The 16,769-nt window shown below is 71.8% G+C and carries 17 protein-coding genes; 8 read left to right on the forward strand and 9 right to left on the reverse strand.

Annotated elements, in window-relative coordinates; genetic code table 11:
* Window positions 1–11 precede the first annotated feature (11 nt).
* Genes ACIBZJ_RS02575 through ACIBZJ_RS02590 form a run of 4 tightly spaced genes read right to left on the reverse strand, consistent with a single transcriptional unit; the run spans window position 12 to window position 3,791 of the window.
* Window positions 12–836, reverse strand: coding sequence for an acyl-CoA thioesterase (locus tag ACIBZJ_RS02575; protein WP_395924676.1), 825 nt, complete (start codon window positions 834–836; stop codon window positions 12–14).
* On the reverse strand, window positions 833–1,636 hold the full coding sequence (locus tag ACIBZJ_RS02580; RefSeq protein WP_395924678.1) for a DUF1295 domain-containing protein: 804 nt from the start codon (window positions 1,634–1,636) through the stop codon (window positions 833–835). Before ACIBZJ_RS02580 ends, ACIBZJ_RS02575 begins: the two co-directional genes overlap by 4 nt.
* Entirely contained in the window at window positions 1,633–2,526 is an 894-nt protein-coding gene (locus ACIBZJ_RS02585; RefSeq protein ID WP_395924680.1) for an SDR family NAD(P)-dependent oxidoreductase, read from the reverse strand. The genes ACIBZJ_RS02580 and ACIBZJ_RS02585 overlap by 4 nt, the downstream gene beginning before the upstream one ends.
* A complete protein-coding gene (locus ACIBZJ_RS02590; RefSeq protein WP_395924682.1) occupies window positions 2,523–3,791 on the reverse strand; it encodes an acetyl-CoA C-acyltransferase in 1,269 nt (422 codons plus the stop codon). The genes ACIBZJ_RS02585 and ACIBZJ_RS02590 overlap by 4 nt, the downstream gene beginning before the upstream one ends.
* 106 nt (window positions 3,792–3,897) lie before the next feature.
* Between ACIBZJ_RS02590 and ACIBZJ_RS02595 the strand changes: the two genes are divergently transcribed.
* From ACIBZJ_RS02595 to ACIBZJ_RS02615, 5 genes are read left to right on the forward strand one after another with little or no spacing between them, the layout of a single operon-like run.
* Window positions 3,898–5,118 carry an acetyl-CoA acetyltransferase gene (locus ACIBZJ_RS02595; RefSeq protein ID WP_395924684.1) on the forward strand — a complete coding sequence of 407 codons (1,221 nt, stop codon included), beginning with the start codon at window positions 3,898–3,900 and terminating at the stop codon, window positions 5,116–5,118.
* The gene (locus ACIBZJ_RS02600; RefSeq protein WP_395924686.1) at window positions 5,115–6,632 is read left to right on the forward strand and encodes a carotenoid oxygenase family protein; all 1,518 of its coding nucleotides are present in this window, start codon (window positions 5,115–5,117) and stop codon (window positions 6,630–6,632) included. The genes ACIBZJ_RS02595 and ACIBZJ_RS02600 overlap by 4 nt, the downstream gene beginning before the upstream one ends.
* A 19-nt stretch (window positions 6,633–6,651) precedes the next feature.
* A complete protein-coding gene (locus ACIBZJ_RS02605) occupies window positions 6,652–7,593 on the forward strand; it encodes a winged helix-turn-helix transcriptional regulator (RefSeq protein WP_395924688.1) in 942 nt (313 codons plus the stop codon).
* Between the two features lie 17 nt (window positions 7,594–7,610).
* Window positions 7,611–9,167 carry a long-chain-fatty-acid--CoA ligase gene (locus ACIBZJ_RS02610; RefSeq protein WP_395924690.1) on the forward strand — a complete coding sequence of 519 codons (1,557 nt, stop codon included), beginning with the start codon at window positions 7,611–7,613 and terminating at the stop codon, window positions 9,165–9,167.
* Window positions 9,164–9,844 (forward strand): hypothetical protein, encoded by a 681-nt coding sequence (locus ACIBZJ_RS02615; RefSeq protein WP_395924692.1) that lies wholly within the window; start codon window positions 9,164–9,166, stop codon window positions 9,842–9,844. Before ACIBZJ_RS02610 ends, ACIBZJ_RS02615 begins: the two co-directional genes overlap by 4 nt.
* Here ACIBZJ_RS02615 and ACIBZJ_RS02620 read toward each other — a convergent pair.
* Together ACIBZJ_RS02620 and ACIBZJ_RS02625 are read right to left on the reverse strand one after the other, a co-directional pair.
* The gene (locus ACIBZJ_RS02620) at window positions 9,837–10,388 is read right to left on the reverse strand and encodes a dihydrofolate reductase family protein (protein WP_395924694.1); all 552 of its coding nucleotides are present in this window, start codon (window positions 10,386–10,388) and stop codon (window positions 9,837–9,839) included. The two genes, ACIBZJ_RS02615 and ACIBZJ_RS02620, sit on opposite strands and share 8 nt — an antisense overlap.
* 11 nt (window positions 10,389–10,399) lie before the next feature.
* Window positions 10,400–11,149, reverse strand: a complete 750-nt coding sequence (locus tag ACIBZJ_RS02625) for a tyrosine-protein phosphatase (RefSeq protein ID WP_395924696.1) — start codon at window positions 11,147–11,149, stop codon at window positions 10,400–10,402.
* A gap of 291 nt (window positions 11,150–11,440) precedes the next feature.
* Between ACIBZJ_RS02625 and ACIBZJ_RS02630 the strand changes: the two genes are divergently transcribed.
* Window positions 11,441–12,439 (forward strand): MEDS domain-containing protein, encoded by a 999-nt coding sequence (locus ACIBZJ_RS02630; protein WP_395924698.1) that lies wholly within the window; start codon window positions 11,441–11,443, stop codon window positions 12,437–12,439.
* Here ACIBZJ_RS02630 and ACIBZJ_RS02635 read toward each other — a convergent pair.
* From ACIBZJ_RS02635 to ACIBZJ_RS02645, 3 genes are all read right to left on the reverse strand, one after another.
* The gene (locus ACIBZJ_RS02635) at window positions 12,436–13,542 is read right to left on the reverse strand and encodes a hypothetical protein (protein ID WP_395924700.1); all 1,107 of its coding nucleotides are present in this window, start codon (window positions 13,540–13,542) and stop codon (window positions 12,436–12,438) included. The two genes, ACIBZJ_RS02630 and ACIBZJ_RS02635, sit on opposite strands and share 4 nt — an antisense overlap.
* Window positions 13,539–14,681, reverse strand: a complete 1,143-nt coding sequence (locus tag ACIBZJ_RS02640) for a phosphotransferase family protein (protein WP_395924702.1) — start codon at window positions 14,679–14,681, stop codon at window positions 13,539–13,541. Before ACIBZJ_RS02640 ends, ACIBZJ_RS02635 begins: the two co-directional genes overlap by 4 nt.
* Window positions 14,682–14,748: 67 nt before the next feature.
* A complete protein-coding gene (locus tag ACIBZJ_RS02645; RefSeq protein WP_395924704.1) occupies window positions 14,749–15,195 on the reverse strand; it encodes a nuclear transport factor 2 family protein in 447 nt (148 codons plus the stop codon).
* A 61-nt stretch (window positions 15,196–15,256) separates the two neighbouring features.
* Between ACIBZJ_RS02645 and ACIBZJ_RS02650 the strand changes: the two genes are divergently transcribed.
* On the forward strand, window positions 15,257–16,195 hold the full coding sequence (locus ACIBZJ_RS02650; RefSeq protein WP_395924706.1) for an LLM class F420-dependent oxidoreductase: 939 nt from the start codon (window positions 15,257–15,259) through the stop codon (window positions 16,193–16,195).
* A 16-nt stretch (window positions 16,196–16,211) separates the two neighbouring features.
* Window positions 16,212–16,745 carry a hypothetical protein gene (locus tag ACIBZJ_RS02655; protein ID WP_395924708.1) on the forward strand — a complete coding sequence of 178 codons (534 nt, stop codon included), beginning with the start codon at window positions 16,212–16,214 and terminating at the stop codon, window positions 16,743–16,745.
* The last annotated feature ends 24 nt before the right edge of the window (window positions 16,746–16,769 follow it).

Below are 16,769 nucleotides of genomic sequence, written 5' to 3' on the forward strand. Positions count from 1 at the left end.
TCATCGGGATCCTAATTGCACGGCCACACCAGCGCCATCTGGCTGACGTCGCACGACGGCCTCCCGGCGGTATCCGACGCCGAGGCCAGGATCGTGGCCCGCCCACCGGCCGCGCTCGGCGAGAACTGCGTGAACAGCTGCCAGTCGTCCGCCCGGGTCTCCCCCGGGAAACTCACCGCGTGGTCGAGCGACACCGCGTTCCACTCCCGGGCCAGCGTCCGTTCGTGCCCGACCGGAACACCGTGCCGGGCCACCACGGCCGCCATCAGCATCAGATCACTGGCGTACGCCAGCCCGGCCCGGTGGAACAGCGGATCGTCCGGCAGCGGCGCGCACCGCATCCAGACGTGCACCCGGCCGTCCTCGAACGCGCCCGCGACCCGGACGTCGACCGCCGAGAACCCGTCCCAGAACTCGCCCAGCCCTCCGTCGTCGACGGCCAGCTCGGCCAGCGACGGGCTGGACGACGGACCCGGCACCGCCGCCGGCGCGCTCGTGTGCGAGATCCCGCCGGGCCGGTCGGCGCTCGCCGACACCGTCGACCGGCACAGCTCCCGCGCGTCCTGGCGGACGCTCACCTCCAGCACCGACACCCGCCGCCCGTCCCGCAGCGGGGTCACGTCGAGTTCGACCGGCTTCCCGACCACGCCGGCGCGCAGGAACGTCGTCCGGATCGAGTGGACGGCCCGGTCGCCGGGCAGGGTCCGCCCCGCCGCCACGATCGACTGCCCGACGAGCGCCCCGCCGAACGGCTGCGGCAGCGCCACCGTGTCGCTCTCGCCGCGGAACCGGCCGCCACCCAGCGGTGTCACGTCGAGCAGGCCGGCGAGCGTCATGCCGCCTTCCGGCGCGGCGGCAGCGGGAAGAACCCGCTGGTGCGCGCCGCGTACTCCTCGTAGGCGGCACCGCGGCGCCTGCGCATGCCCTTCTCCAGCAGCGCCTTGCCGCTGAACCGGAGCAGCAGCAGTGTCATGACGACCGGGGAGAACACCGTGACGAGACCGGCCGGGTGTCCGAGGGCCATCAGCCACAGACCGAACCAGACCGTGGCGTCCCCGAAGTAGTTCGGGTGGCGGGTCCAGGCCCACAGGCCGCGGTCCATGATCCGGCCCTCGTTGGCCGGGTCCTTCTTGAACGCGGCGAGCTGCGCGTCGCCGACCGCCTCGAAGAGGAAGCCGATCGCCCAGACCGCCACCCCGATCCGGCCGAACACGCCGAACGCGCCGTCTTCGTACATCGCGAGCTGCACCGGGATCGAGACGATCACCAGCAGCACGCCCTGCAGGCCGTAGATCTTCCGGATCAGGAACCCGACCTTCGACCCGGTCTGGTGGCGCATCAGCGCCGTGTAGCGCTTGTCCTCGCCGTGGCCCCGGTTCCGGTTGCCGATGTAGACGCCCAGCCGCAGGCCCCAGACCGCGGTGAGCGCCAGCACGACCAGACGCCCGAGATCGTCCCCGGACCCGATCGACGCCAGGTAGCTGACCGCGGCCATCAGCACGAACCCCGGGCCCCAGAAGATGTCGATGATCGACTGGTTGCCGATCCGGATCGCGACCGCCATGATCACGCCGAAATAGACGACGGCCGCGACGGCGCACAGCACCACGTTGAGCGCGAAGCCGGTCCAGTTCACGGGATCAGCTCCGCGGCGAAGTCCTGGAACGCGGCCTGGGCTTCGGGGTAGGTGTGCTGTTTCCCGCCGCGGCTCGCCGCGATCGCGGCGGCCAGGTCGGTGGTGCCGTCGAACCGGACGGTGCCGCCTTCGACCGAGTCCGCGACCCGGATCCCTCCGGCCGCGGCGACGATCACCTGTCCGTTGATCTCCGACCCGGGGTCGAGCAGCGCGCTCACCAGGGGCGCGACCGCCTCGGCGCGCATCAGGCCGGCGTAGCGCGGATCCATTCCCTCCGAGGTCATCTGCGTCGTCGCGTACGGCAGCACGACGTTCGTCCGGACGCCACGCCGCGCACCCTCGACGGCCGCGGTCCGCCCGAGCGCGATCACCGCGCCCTTGCTCGCCGCGTAGGCCGACACCGTCGGCTCGCCGTGCAGGCCCGCGGTGGACGCGACCAGCACGATCCGGCCGTACCCGGCGCCGCGCATGACCCGGGACGCGGCCGCGGCGACCAGCGCGGTGCCGACCACGTTGACGGCCAGCACCTCCTGGAGGTTCTCCGGGCTGGTGCGGTGGAAGATCTGCGGGCGGCTGATCGCGGCGCTGGTCACCAGGCCGTCGAGGCGTCCCCAGCGTTCCAGGGCCGTGGCCACCAGCCGGTCGGCGGTGGCCGGGTCCTCGACCGCGCCGTGGTCGGCGACCGCCTCGCCGCCGGCGGCCTCGATCTCCCGCACGACGTGATCGGCCGGACCGCGGCCCGCGTCGTCCACGACCCGGTTCCGGTTGTTGACGACGACCCGCGCACCGCGCGCCGCCGCGTCGAGAGCGAAGGCCCGCCCGAGCCCCTTGCCGCCTCCGGTCACGAGGACGACCCGCCCGGCGAGGCCGCCCGGGCCCGCGGCGGTCACGCGGGGAGCCGCTCGATCAGCACGGCGACGCCGAGCCCGGCGGCGCCGGAGACCGCGGCGACGCCGTAGCGGCCGTCCCGGTCCTCCAGCGCCTCGACGCAGCTTCCGACCAGGATCGCCCCGGTCGCGCCGAACGCGTGACCCATCGCCATCGTGCCCCCGTGGGGGTTCAGCCGGTCCGGCCCGGCGTCCAGATCACGGCGGAACCGCAGGCAGAGGGCGGAGAACGCCTCGGCGAACTCGAACACGTCGATGTCGGCGGGGCGCAGCCCGGCGCGGGCGATCACCTCCTCCACCGCGCTCTGACCGGCGGTGAGCATGACGACCGGGTTCACCGCCGTCGTCGCGGCCGCGACGATCCGGGCCCGCGGTCGCAGGCCCGCCCGCTCCGCCGCCGACGCATCGCCGATCAGCAGCAACGCGGCCGCGTCCGCCATCGCCGGTGACGTACCGACCGTGTGCAGATGGTCGATGTGGTCGACGCCCGGGTACGCCCCGAGCGCGATCGCGTCCTGCCCGCTCTCGCCCAGCGCCGCGAACGCCGGCGGCAACCCGGCCAGCGTCTCCAGCGTGGTCTGCGGCCGGACCAACTCGTCGTGGTCCAGCAGGACCACCTCGCGGTCGCCGCCGTCCGGACGGGCCGCCCGGTCGTGGTCGTGGCCCGGAAGGCCCGCGCCGGCGGTCACCGGCACCAGCGACCTCGCGAACGCCCCCCGCTCCCGCGCGGCCGCGGCTTTCTGCTGGGTCTCCAGGCCGTAGGCATCGAGCTCCTCGCGGCCGAACTCCTCGATCGTCGCGTTCAGGTCGGCGGCGATGCCCATGTGCACCGCACCGATGCGCCGGATCGTCTCCGCGTCGGTCCAGAGCGGGCCGCGGTCGGCGAACATCGGCACCCGGGACACGCTCTCGACCCCACCGGCGACCGCCAGCCGGAGATCCCCGGCCCGGACCCGGGCGGCGGTCTGCCCGACCGCGTCGATGCCCGAGGCGCAGAAACGGTTGATCGTCGCGCCCGGTACCCGATCGCCCCACTGCGCGAGCAGCGTCGCGGTCCGGGCCAGGTCAGCGCCCTGCTCGTCGACCTGCGACGCGCAGCCGAGGACGACGTCCTCGACCTGTTCGACGTCGAGGCTCGTGCGGCGGGCCAGCTCGCGCTGCAGTCCGACGACGAGACCGACGGCGCTCTCGCCACGGAGAGCGCCCTTCGCGGACGCCTTGCCGCGCGGCGTGCGGACGTAGTCGAGTACCAGGGCGTTGCCAGACATCGGTGTCTCCTCATCGCGCCGAGGAAAGAAAATTTCACAGCTTCAAGCGGGAGATACTCTGCTAGTTGTAGCTTAGGTGCAAGCCCCGCGGAAGGAGAACGCGCTCATGACCACCAACGACGTCTGGGTACTGGGCGGATACCAGAGCGACTTCGCCCGGAACCTCACGCGCGAGGGCGGCGATTTGGCCGACCTCACCCGTGAGGTCGTCGACGGCACGCTGGACGCCGCCGGCCTGAGCGGTGAACAGATCGGCGTGGTGCACGTCGGCAACGCGTTCGGCGAGCTGTTCGCCGGCCAGGGCCACCTCGGCGCGATGCCGGCCACGGTCCGCGACGACCTCTGGGAGACCCCGTCGTCCCGGCACGAGGCCGCTTGCGCGTCCGGCAGCATCGCGGTCCTCTCGGCCATGTCCGACCTCCGGGCCGGAAACTACGACAGCGCGCTCGTCGTCGGGGTCGAACTCGAAAAGACCGTGCCCGGCGACACGGCCGCGCAGCACCTGGGCACCGCGGCCTGGACCGGCCACGAGGGTGACGGGGTCAAGTTCCTGTGGCCGCACATGTTCAGCCTGGTCGCCGACGAGTACGCCGACCGCTACGGCCTGGACGAGACGCACCTGCGGGCGATCGCCGAGCTGAACTTCGCCAACGCCCGCCGCAATCCCCACGCGCAGACCCGGGGCTGGGACGTGCCCGCGCTGACCGCTGACGACGCCGTGAATCCTCCGGTCGAGGGCCGCGTCCGCCGGTTCGACTGCAGCCAGATCACCGACGGCGGCGCCGGCGTCGTCCTGGTGACGGACGAGTACCTGCGCCGCAACCCGCGGCTGCGCCCGTGGGCGCGGATCCTCGGATGGGGCCACCGGACCGTGGGCCTGCCGTTGCGGCAGAAGCTGGACAAGTCGCAGGGCAACCCGTACGTCCTCCCCCACCTGCGCCGTGCGGTGCAGGACGCGTTCGGCCGGGCCGGGATCGAGCTCGACCAGCTCGACGGCCTGGAGACGCACGACTGCTTCACCCCCAGCGAGTACCTCGCGATCGATCACATCGGGCTCACCGATCCCGGCGAGTCGTGGAAGGCGATCGAGAACGGCGACATCGCGATCGGCGGCCGGCTCCCGATCAACCCGAGCGGCGGGCTGATCGGTGGCGGCCACCCGGTCGGCGCGTCCGGCGTGCGGATGCTGCTCGACGCCACCCGGCAGGTGTCCGGCAACGCCGGCGAGTACCAGGTCGAGGGCGCGAAGACGTTCGGCACGCTGAACTTCGGCGGCAGCACCGCCACCACCGTGAGTTTCGTCGTCGGCCAGGGGGCCGCGGTATGAGCGTCGACATCGTGGGCCGGATGCTGTCCACGCTCCCGGAGGACGACGACCACCCGTACCGCACCGGGCCGTGGCGTCCGCAGACGAACGAGTGGAGCGCGGACGACCTCGAGGTCGTCGAGGGCGAGGTGCCGACCGACCTCGACGGGGTCTACCTGCGCAACACCGAGAACCCCCTGCACCCGTCGGTGAAGAACTACCACCCGTTCGACGGCGACGGGATGGTGCACGTCGTCGGCTTCCGGGACGGGAAGACGTTCTACCGCAACCGGTTCGTCCGGACCGACGGGCTGCTCGCCGAGAGCGAGGCCGGGGCCTCGCTCTGGGCCGGTATCTCGGAGAACCCCGCGCTGGCCCGCCGCGACGACGGCTGGGGCGCGCGCGGCCGGATGAAGGACGCGTCGAGCACCGACGTCGTCGTGCACCGCGGGACGGCACTGACCAGCTTCTACCAGTGCGGCGACCTGTACCGGGTCGACCCGTACAGCGCGGACACCCGGGGCAAGGAGGACTGGGGCGGCCGGTTCCCGTTCGAGTGGGGCGTCTCGGCCCACCCGAAGGTCGACGACCGCACCGGTGAGCTGCTGTTCTTCAACTACGGCAAGGAAGCGCCGTACCTGCACTACGGCGTGGTCGACGAGAACAACGCGCTGGTGCACTACGTCGACGTGCCGCTGCCCGGGCCGCGGCTGCCGCACGACATGGCGTTCACCGAGAACTACGCGATCCTCAACGACTTCCCGCTGTTCTGGGACGCGGCCGCGCTGGAGCGCGGGGTCCACGTACCGCGCTTCCACCGGGACGTACCGTCGCGGTTCGCGGTGATCCCCCGACGGGGGTCCTCCGAGGCGATCAGGTGGTTCGAAGCCTCACCGACGTACGTCCTGCATTTCACGAACGCCTACGAGGACGGCCACGAGATCGTCCTGGACGGATTCTTCCAGGGCGACCCGGAGCCGGCCGACAACGGCATGGGCGACAAGTGGCAGCGCGCGTTCCGGTTCCTCGCGCTCGACCGCATGCAGTCCCGGCTGCACCGCTGGCGGCTCGACCTGGTGACCGGCGCGATGAAGGAGGAGCAGCTCTCCGACCGGGTCACCGAGTTCGGGATGATCAACGGTGCCCACCTGGGCCGGAACTACCGGTACGCCTGGGCCGCGACCGGCAAGCCGTCGTGGTTCCTGTTCGACGGGCTGGTCCGCCACGACCTGCTGACCGGCGCCGAGGAGCACCTGTCGTTCGGGGACGGCGTGTACGGGTCGGAGACCGCGATGGCGCCCCGCGTGGGCTCGTCCGGCGAGGACGACGGATACCTGATCACGCTGACCACCGACATGGTGGAGAACGCGTCGTACTGCCTGGTCCTGGACGCCTCACGCATTACCGATGGCCCAGTTTGCAAGCTCAAACTGCCCGAGCGAATTTCCAGCGGGACGCACTCGACGTGGGCCGCCGGGGCGGAGCTGCGGCGCTGGCACAATGCAGAGTCCGCAGCGGCGGCTATCGGCCTATAACCCCCAGAATCGAGCACCCATGAGCGACGAGCAGCCCACCGAACTCGAAGCCGGAGGCACCAACGCCGTCGGCAAGATGCTCGGGCTGCTCGGCGACGAATGGACGTTGCTGCTGATCCAGCAGGCGCTGCAGGGCGTCACCCGATACGGGCAGTTCAAGAACGCGCTGCCGATCAGCAACGCGGTACTGACCGCGCGGCTGAACCTGCTGACCGAGCAGGGCCTGCTGCGGCGCAACGTCTACCAGTCGAACCCGATGCGGGCGGAGTACCTGACGACCACCCGCAGCCGGTCGCTGTGGCCGTTCCTGATCGCGATCTGGGAGTGGGAGCGGCAGTGGGTGCCCGCCCACGACCTGCCGCTGATGGTCCACACGGTGTGCGAGCGGGAGTTCCACCCGGTGCTCTCGTGCACGTCGTGCGGCAAACCGGCCGCGGCGCGCGAGATCGGCGTCGAGTGGGGTCCGAGCGGGACGTGGGAGCGGTCGGTGCCGGCCGCGTCGACCCGGCGGCGCTGGGACTCCGAGCCGGTCAGCGGCGTGGCCGGGCTGTTCCCCGACACGATGACGATCCTGGGCAACCGCTGGGCGTCGGCGCTGATGGGTGCGGCGTTCCGGGGCGTCACCCGGTTCACCGACTTCGAGAAGGCGCTCGGGGCCCCGCCCACGCTGGTCGCCGACCGGATCCGGGCGTTCGTCGCGATCGACGTCCTGGTCGCGACGCAGAACCACAAACGTCCCGACTGGGTCGAGTACCGCCTGACCGAGAAGGGCCGGGCGTTCTTCCCGGTCGTGGCCACCGCCTTGGCGTGGAGCCAGCACTGGTTCCGATCCCCCGAGGGCCCGGCGCTGATCGAGACGCACCAGCAGTGCGGTTCGCCGTTCGAGCCGCAGTTCCGGTGCGATCAGTGCAACGCGGTCGTGCACCGGCGCGACATCCGGGTCGTTCCCCCCACTGACTGAGTCTCAAGGGAGAGACCATGAGTACAGCCATCTCCCCTGTTGCTGACGCCGTCGCACGGGCTTCGAGCCTGGCCGACCTGATCCGGAACACCCCTCCCGACGCCCCCGCCGTGGTCGGCGACGGACGCAACGTCACCCACGGCGCGCTCGACCGCCGGTCGAGCGCGCTGGCCGCCGGCCTGGTGGCCGCCGGGCTGCAGCCCGGCGACCGGGTCGCCTACCTGGCGCGGAACGCGACCGAGTACTGGGAGCTGTTCTTCGCGTGCGCGAAGTCCGGCCTCGTGGTCGTGCCGTTGAATTTCCGGCTGGCCGGCCCCGAGGTCGAATGGGTCCTGGGGGACGCCGCGCCGGCGGCGCTCGTCGTCGAACCGGAGCTCGTGGGCCTGGTGCCGGCCGGAGCCGTACCGGGACCGGTGCTCGTCACGGGTGCGTCCTACGAGGAGTTCGTCGCGGCCGCGCCGGGCGAGGACCCGCACCGCGACAGCACCGGCGACGACCTGTTCTGCCTGATGTACTCGTCCGGCACCACCGGGCGCCCGAAGGGCGTCACCACGACCGTCGCCGGGTTCCTCTGGGCGGTCGACGCGTTCGGCCGGCAGTTCGACGTGTCGGCCGCGTCGGTGAGCCTCGTACCGACGCCGTACTACCACATCGCGGCCGGGGGCTGGTCGCTCATCGCGCTGGCCGTCGGCGGGCGGATCGTCCAGTTCACCGAGGTCACGCCGGCCGGGATGATCGGCGCGATCGTCGGGCACCGGGCCACCCACGTGATCATGGTGCCCACCGTGATGCAGCTGTTCATCTCCTCGCCCGAGGCCTCGTCCGCGGACTACTCGAGCGTCGAATGGGTCGTGTACGGCGGGTCGCCGATCTCGGAGTCGGTGATGGTCGGCGCGCAGCGCGTGTTCGGCGCGAAGCTCGCCCAGAGCTACGGGCTCACCGAGACGATCGGCGTCACGACGCTGCTCGGCGCGGACGACCACGTGGTCGGCGCCGGCAGCAGGCTGCTGTCGGCCGGCCGGGCCGTGCCCGGCGTCGACGTGGCGGTGTTCGACCCGGCGACCGGCACGGTGCGGCCGGACGGCGAGGTCGGCGAGGTCGTCACCCGCGGGCCCCAGGTCACCAAGGGGTACTGGCAGCGGCCGGACGAAGCGTCGGCGTCGTACTGGCCCGGAGGGTGGTTCCGCACCGGGGACGCGGGCTACCTGGACGCGGACGGGTACCTGTTCCTGAAGGACCGGATCAAGGACATGATCTCCTCCGGTGGCGAGAACGTGTACCCGGCCGAGGTCGAGAACGCGATCATGTCCCACCCGGACGTCCTGGAGGCCGCGGTGATCGGCGCCCCGTCGGAGAGGTGGGGAGAAACGCCGCTGGCGGTCGTCGTCCCCCGTCCCGGTGCCGTGCTGGATCCGGCCGCGGTGATCGCGCACTGCCGGGAGCGGCTCGCGCACTACAAGTGCCCGACCGCGGTGGAGCTCGTCGCCGCGCTCCCCCGGAATCCGTCGGGGAAGGTGCTGAAGCGGCAATTGCGGGAACCCTATTGGGCCGGGCGGGAGCGGGCGATCTCATGATCATTCTGCGGCAGGTCGTGCTCGGCGTACCGGACGCCGACGTGGCCGGGAAACAGCTCCGGGAGGCGTTCGGGCTGGCGCCGGGCTTCGCGGATCCGATCCTGGAAGACATCGGGATGGCCGACGAGACGATCCGGGTCGGCGCCGAGGCGCACCTGGAGGTCGTCGCGCCCCTGCGCGAGGACACGTCGATCGCGGCGTGGCTGCGCAAGGGCGGCGGGGGCGGCGGTTACGCGTTGTCGATCCAGGTCTCGTCGGTGCAGGCGTACGTCGACCGGGCCACCCGCGAGGGCGTCCGGGTCGCGGCGGACCTGGAGGTCTACGGCCACCGGGTCGTGCAGCTGCACCCCGGCGACATGGGGCTGCTGATCGAGCTGGACGAGATCGCGGATCCGGAGGTCTGGTTCTGGGATTCGATCCCCCGGGTCGAGCCGCCGGCACCACTCGTGGACGACGTCCGGGCGGTCACCGTCGAGAACCCGGACCCGGTGGCCCAGGCCGCACGCTGGGGTGTGGTCTTCGGGGCGGACACCGCGTCCGGGACCCTGGCCCTGGGGTCCCGGACGGTGCACTTCGCGTCCGGCCCGCGCACGATGCTCTCGGCGGTGGAGCTGCGGGCCGTGGGCGCACCCCCGGAGCCGCTCGACGTCGGCGGCGTCCGCTTCACGTTCAGCTGAGCGTGTAGACGCTCACCACGACGCGGTCGTCGAGGACCCGGGAACTCGTCAGGCCGAGGGTGTGGCGTGTCTCGGTGGCGCCGAACAGGGGTTTGCCGCCGCCGAGCACGACCGGGTGCGTCGCCACGTGGTACTCGTCGATCAGGCCCATCCCGGTGAGAGAGGCCGCGAGCCCGGAGCCGCCGGTGAGCAGCACGTCCTTCCCGGAGCGGGCGGCCACGTCGCGGACCTTCTCGGCGGTGATCACCGCCGACGTCCACTCGTCGCCGGCGTAGCTGCGCGACACCACGACTTTCGGCGTCGCCCGCCAGAACGGCGCGAACGCGCGCGTGTGCGGGTCGTCGTCGAGCTCCTCGGCCCGGGGCCAGAAGCCCACCATCATCTCCCAGACCGGGCGTCCGAACAGCAGCGTGCCGGTGCGCCGGTCGAGGGCCTCGGAGTAGGCCGAGAGCTCCGGTCCCATTGTCGGCCAGTCGAACTCGCCCTTGGGCCCGTTGATGAATCCGTCGACCGAGGCGTGCACCCAGTAGATGACCTTGCCCATGATTCGTCTCCTCAGATCGGCTTCGTGCCCACTGGTCGGAGCCGATCCGGCGTTCTCGACATCCGGGCCCGCAGCGCCCCGAGTTCGTCCTCCGACAGGCCGTTGGCGCGCAGGAAGCCGGCCGCGTCCAGCGAGGTGATCGTCGAGGTGAGCGAATCCTTGATCGTGCTGCCGTGCTGCGCGACCCTGGCCTCGGTGCGCCCGAGCAGGTCGTGGACGCCGAGCGCGGCGTACACGTCGTTCATCCGGTCGTAGGTCAGCAGGTAGTCGGCGATGATCTCGTCCGGCGTCGCCCCGGCCAGCGCGAGCAGCACCAGGGCCAGGAGCCCGGTGCGGTCCTTGCCCCCGGCGCAGTGGAACGCCACGCCCCCGGGCACGGCCGCGGCGATCTCCCGCACGGCCGTCACGACCGGTTCCGGGTGCTCGGCCAGCAGTGCCGGGAAGTACAGCGGCGTCGCCAGGTTGTCGATCGGGACCCACCGCTCGTAGAACGGCGTGCCGACCGGGTCGAGCGGCACCCGCACGGTGGTGAGCCCGGCCGGCCGCGGGGCCAGGTCCGGCTCGCACTCGTCGGCCGCGCGCAGGTCGAGGATCGTGCGGACGCCGTGGTCCCAGAGTGCCCGCCAGCCGGCTGCGGTGAGCTGGGTCGGCGCCTCCAACCGGACCAGCGCCCCTGGCCGGACGGACCCCAGGCCGCCGAGGTCACGGACGTTGACGCATCCGTCCCAGGCGAGCTCCCGCCCGCTCAACCGTGAAGACATCCGCTCATTCTGGCCGCCCACTCCACCCGCCGCTTCGTTTCCCCCCGCTCGGTGTGCCGACCGGCTGTGGGGAACGCCTCCCCCGAGGGCCGGGTGCCCGGGAAAATTGCGTGGGCGGGACGTGCGCGATACGCAGAGTACTGGCAAGCTGTCGACAGTTCCGGGTACCCGACGTTCTCGTCCTTCTCGCGGTGGTGGTACCTCTATGTACACGGGTGACCGTTTGCCCGGACTCGGCGGCCGCGGTGACGGGCCGCGGTCCGGACTCCCGGACGCGCGGAGGGCGGCGCGGTGACCGCGGAGGTCCGCCACCAGACCCGCGGGTTCGACCACGCCGCGCTGATCGTCGACTCCGACGACTCGATCGAGCAGTTGCTGGCCCCGGTGCTCCGGCGGCACGCCGCCGAGGGCTCGGCCGTTTTGATGGTCGTCGGCCCGCACACCGAGCGGACGCTGCGCCGCGCACTGGGCCCGGCGGCGTCCGGGCTGGAGTGGGGCTCGCCGGACGCGTTCTACCAGCGGCTCGGCTTCGCGTTCTCGGGCTTCCGCCGGTACTTGCAGGAGCAGTACGCGGCCGGCCGGTCCGTGCACGTCGTCGCCGAGCCGGACGTCGCGACCGATCTGGACGCTCCGATCGACCGGGTCGCGGCGTACCTGAGCTACGAGGCGATCTGCAACGACGCCTTGGCCCCCTACGGCTGCCCGGTGACGTGCCTCTGGGACAGCCGGCGTCATCCCACGCTGGTGATCGAGAACGTCCGGGCCATCCACGACCACGAACTCACCCGCGACGGACGGCAGCCCAACCGCGGGTTCGTGCCGACGAGCGAGTACCTCCACGGCCGGGCCCACGTCACGATGCCGCCGGTGCCGGACGCCACCGATCAGGACCTGGGGGTGTCCGGTCTGGACGACCTGCCGGGCTGCCGGTTCGCGATCGGCTCGTGGGCGGTGTCGCAGGGCTTCGCCGGGCTGGCCGCCGAACAGGTCACGTCGGCCACGAACGAGATCGTGACCAACGGTCTGTGCCACGGCGCGGCGCCGGTCCGTGTCCGGGCCTGGCACCACGGCACCACGCTCGTCGTCCAGGCCGACGACGCCGGGGGCCGGCCGATCCCGGCCGACGCCGGGTACCGGCCACCGGTGAGGCCGGGAGACGGGATGGGGCTGTGGGTCGCCCGCCAGTTCGCGGACGTCCTGCTCACGCACACGCTGGGCGGCCGGACGTCGGTCCGGCTCTACTTCCCGTACGCGATCACCCACAAGGGCATGGACGTCCGGGCACGCTAGGGTGCGACCGCGCTCCAATCGGCGAAGCCCGACGGGTCGTGCCGCCCGACGCTCGCGTGCTCGAACAGCCCCCAGCCGACCGCGCCGTCGCAGGTCGCCCTGGCGGCATGGTCGACGACGCCCCAGGGGATGCGTCCGGCGACCGCGGGGTCGGTCAGGTCGTAGCGGTCGGCCCGCGAGAACTCCCGGCCGTGCCAGGTGCCGTGGCTCCAGTCCGGGTCACCGCCGTAGCCGGCCCCGACGTGCAGCGGCACGCCGACCAGCGACTCCACCTCGACGACGAGCGGCTTGCCGTCCGGCGTCGTGCAGTGCAGGCGAGCGCCGGTCGGGATCCGGGTCCCGCTCCGGTAGGTGATGTCGATCCGCGGCCAGCCCAGTTGCTCGACCCGCCCGTCCGGGAACACCCGGCTGGCGTCGTTGAGCGTCCGGTACCCGTCCGGGCTCTCCTGGACGATCACGATCAGCGCGAAATCGTCGAACCGCAGCGGCACGTACAGCCACCAGAAGCCCTGCTGGCCGGGGTCGGCCGGTTTGCCGGCCGGGGGCGCCTCGCCGGACGGCCGGATGCCCCAGGAGCGGTCCCGGGTACCGAGCCAGGTGTCCGGATCGACGGTGAGGTCGGTGCCGTCGACGGCGAGTTGCCCGCTCCACGTGCCGACCTGGGCGAACCGGCTGGCGTCCAGCGTGACCGCGGGGCCGCTGAGCATCAGATGGGGCTGTTCCATGACCGCCGGGAACGAGCCTTCCCAGGTCAGGTCGAATCCCACGCCGAGGTCGGCGGCGTCGCAGATCACCCGGATCCGCTGCAGCGCGTCGACGACCTCGACCCGGTACGGGCCGACGCGCTGGTCGAGGCCGCGGACGTCCAGCGCGTCCGAGAACTTCACCGAGTACTGAATGTCGCCCCGGCGCACCAGCGCGTACGCATCGATCACGCCGAGGCTCGGGTAGGTGCCCAGGCCGGTGATCAGGAACGTGTCACCGGTCCGGTCGTGGGCGTTGAAGTAGCTGCGGTCGTAGAAGTTGCGGTCGCTGGTCGCGGCACGCGCGATCGGCAGCGGTGCCTGGTGGATCGGGTACTCGTCCAGCGGCGTCGGCTTCACGGGGCACCGCCGTCGAGCATCCGGCGGAGCTGGCGGTGGAACAGGACGTACTCGTCCGGCGTGGGGGGCACGGTGTCCTCTCCGAAGTGGATCGACCGGCGTTTGATCCGGGCCATCACGATCGCGTGTCGCAGGGCGGCGAACATGAGGTAGAAGTCGAGGTTCGTGACGCTGTGCCCGCTGGCCTCGGCGTAGGTGGCAGCGGCGTCGTCCGGGCGGAACATGCCGGGTATGCCGGGCGCCTCGAACATCTCGGCGATGTCCTGGAAGAAGCGGTGCAGGAAGATCATCCATCCGAGGTCGACCTCACGCGGGCCGAGCGCGCACATCTCCCAGTCGAGGACGGCGATCGGCCGGAACCCGTCGTAGATGATGTTGCCGGGCCGGGCGTCGCCCCAGCACAGGACGGTCTCGCCGGGCTCGTCGGGCCAGTGGGCCTCGAGCCAGCCGAACGCCTCCTCGATGATCGGGATCCGGATGCCGTCACCGGCCAGCGCCCACTCGTAGTAGTAGCGCTGCTCCTCGACGAGGGCCCGCAGGGGGTCGTCACCGGCTTCCGCGGCGAGGTTCGGCAGGTGCTCGCCCGGGTTGCTCAGGGTGTGGACCCCGGCCAGCGCCCGGATCGCGCCGTCCTGGAGCTCGCGCTGCCGGGCGGGGCCGGCGTCCATGATCCAGCCGCCGAAGACGTACGGCGGGTTGTCGACCGGGACCCGGCCGCCGTCGATCCGGTCCATGACGATGAACGGGACGCCCAGCGCGTCCGGGGACTCCTCGATCCAGCGCAGCCGGGGCACCGGGACGTCGGTGTGCGCGGCGACCGCGCTGATCACGTCGTACTGCCGGCGCAGGTCGTACCGGGGGAACACCGGGTACGAGGTGGCGTCCGGGGGCAGCCGGGCGACGAGCCCGGCCCGGACGGCGTGACCGTCTTCCCGCCAGGCCGCGTCGAACAGCAGCGAGATGCTGGAGAGCCCGTTTCCGTCGGGCCGGGTCACCTCCCCGACCTCGACCGGTCCCCCGGTCTTCGCCGCCAGCCAGCCGGTGAGCCGGCGGCGTAAGTCGACCAGGTCGGTCACCGTGGTCGTGATCTTGGTTGCTTCCCGGCCCGGCTCGGCCTCGGGGTCGTTCAGTTCAGCCACCGTACGCCTCCCGCCATTGGAACGCGTTCTCGTTTCGGCGGAATCTAGAGGCGCACGCCCGAGCCGGTCAAGGCTTGCGGATCGACGCGAGCGTGCGCTCGACCTCCCAGTAGGCGCGCATCAGCTCGATGCGCCCGGAGCCGTCGAGCCGGTAGACGCTCACCAGTTCGGTGTCGGCCAGCGTGCCGTCGTCGAGCTCGGTGCTGAACGTCGCGACGTTCGCACAGTGGACGCTGTTGGCGAACGAGTCGTGCACGGTGAAGTGGAACCGCTTCACCGGCGCGATCACGGTGTCCCAGAACGCGCCGATGCCGTGGGCGCCGCGGTGGCCCTTGCCCTCGGGATCGAAAAACGACGGGCCCACCGGGTCTTCCAGCAGCGCATCGTCGGTGAACAGCCGCAGCCACTCGTCCTTGGCCTTGCGGCCGACCGCGTCGTAGGAACGCTGCGAGGCCGCCCGCGCCGGATTTTCGCCGTCCGGCGCATTCCAGGTGATGAACTCGGACTCGATCATCGCTGCACTATAACCGGTTCTATTTACTCGGACGGCCATCTCGCGGGGTTATCGTCCGACCATGACGATTCGCCTGGGCTACCAGATTCCGAATTTCACCTACGCGGGCATCCCGAACGAACGGCTGTTCGAGACGGTGGTCGCGCAGGCCCGCGAGGCCGAGGCGTCGGGGTTCGACACCGTGCTGGTGATGGACCACTTCTACCAACTGCCGGGCCTCGGGACGCCCGACAACCCGATGCTGGAGGCCTACACCGCGCTGGCGGGCATCGCCGCCAGCACCTCGACGATCCAGGTGTCGACGCTGGTCACCGGCAACACGTACCGGAACCCGCCGATGCTGGCGAAGACCGTCACGACGCTCGACCTGGTGTCGAAGGGACGCGCGATCCTCGGCATCGGGGCCGGCTGGTTCGAGCGCGAGCACGACGACTTCGGGTACGAGTTCGGGACGTTCACCGACCGGTTCGAGAAACTCGAGGAGGCGCTGAACATCATCGCGCCGATGCTGCGGGGCGAGAACCCCACGTTCTCCGGCAAGTGGTACTCGGTCCGGAACGCGATGAACAACCCGCGGCTGCGGCCGACGATCCCGATCATGCTCGGCGGGTCGGGCGAGAAGAAGACGTTCCGGCTCGCGGCGCTGTTCGCCGACCACATGAACATCATCTGCGCTCCGGCCGACCTGCCCCGGAAGGTCGCCGCGCTGCGCGAGCGGTGCGAGGAGGCCGGGCGTGACCCGTCGACGCTGGCGACCAGCTTTCTGACGTCGGTGCTGCTCGGTGAGACCGAGGCCGACGTCAAGGGCGTGCTCGACGGGCTGCCGGAGGCGGCCAGGGCCCGGGCGATCGCCGGGACGCCGGAGCAGGTCGCGGAGATGCTGCAGGAGCGCGTGCTCGATCAGGGCATCACCGGGCTGACGATCAACATGCCGATGAACGGCCACCGGCCGGGCATCGTCACGCTGGCCGGCGAAGCGCTGAAGCCTCTGGTGTCGTAGCACTACCGTGCGGGCCATGCGAGCCGCACTGGGAGTCGTGGTGGTGTGCTGTGCGCTGACCGGGTGCACCGGCGACCCGTCACCGGCACCGTCCGGGCCTCCGTCCCCGCCGGCGCCGGTGACCCCGCCGGCACCGGCTCTGCCGTCCGGGGCGGTCGCGCTGGACTGCAGCGCTCCGATCGACACCCTCGCGGAACCGCCGGCGGGCTACACCACCGCGGCCGGCGTGATCGCGCTGGCCGACCGCGAACCGGTGGGGCTCTCCGCGTCGGCGCCGCTCGATCCGCACCACCGGTTCGGCAAGACCGGCCTGCTCGTCCGCGCCGGCCGCACGGCGACCCTGAGCGTCGGGCCGGAGGCGGCGATCAGCTGGGGCAACACCGGCTCCGAGTGGACCAGGACGCTGTACGTCCCGGTCTGCCCGCAACCGGCCGGCGCGCACGGGCCGTGGCTGGCCTACCCCGGCGGCTACTCGGTGGACGCGCCGGCCTGCCTGCCGGTCGTGATCAACGGCGTCACGCTGCGGATCCCGCTCGGCCGGCCCTGCTGAGCCGCCACCGCCTCGCGCGGCGCG

Source organism: Cryptosporangium sp. NPDC051539 (assembly GCF_044454545.1).
GTDB lineage: Bacteria > Actinomycetota > Actinomycetes > Mycobacteriales > Cryptosporangiaceae > Cryptosporangium.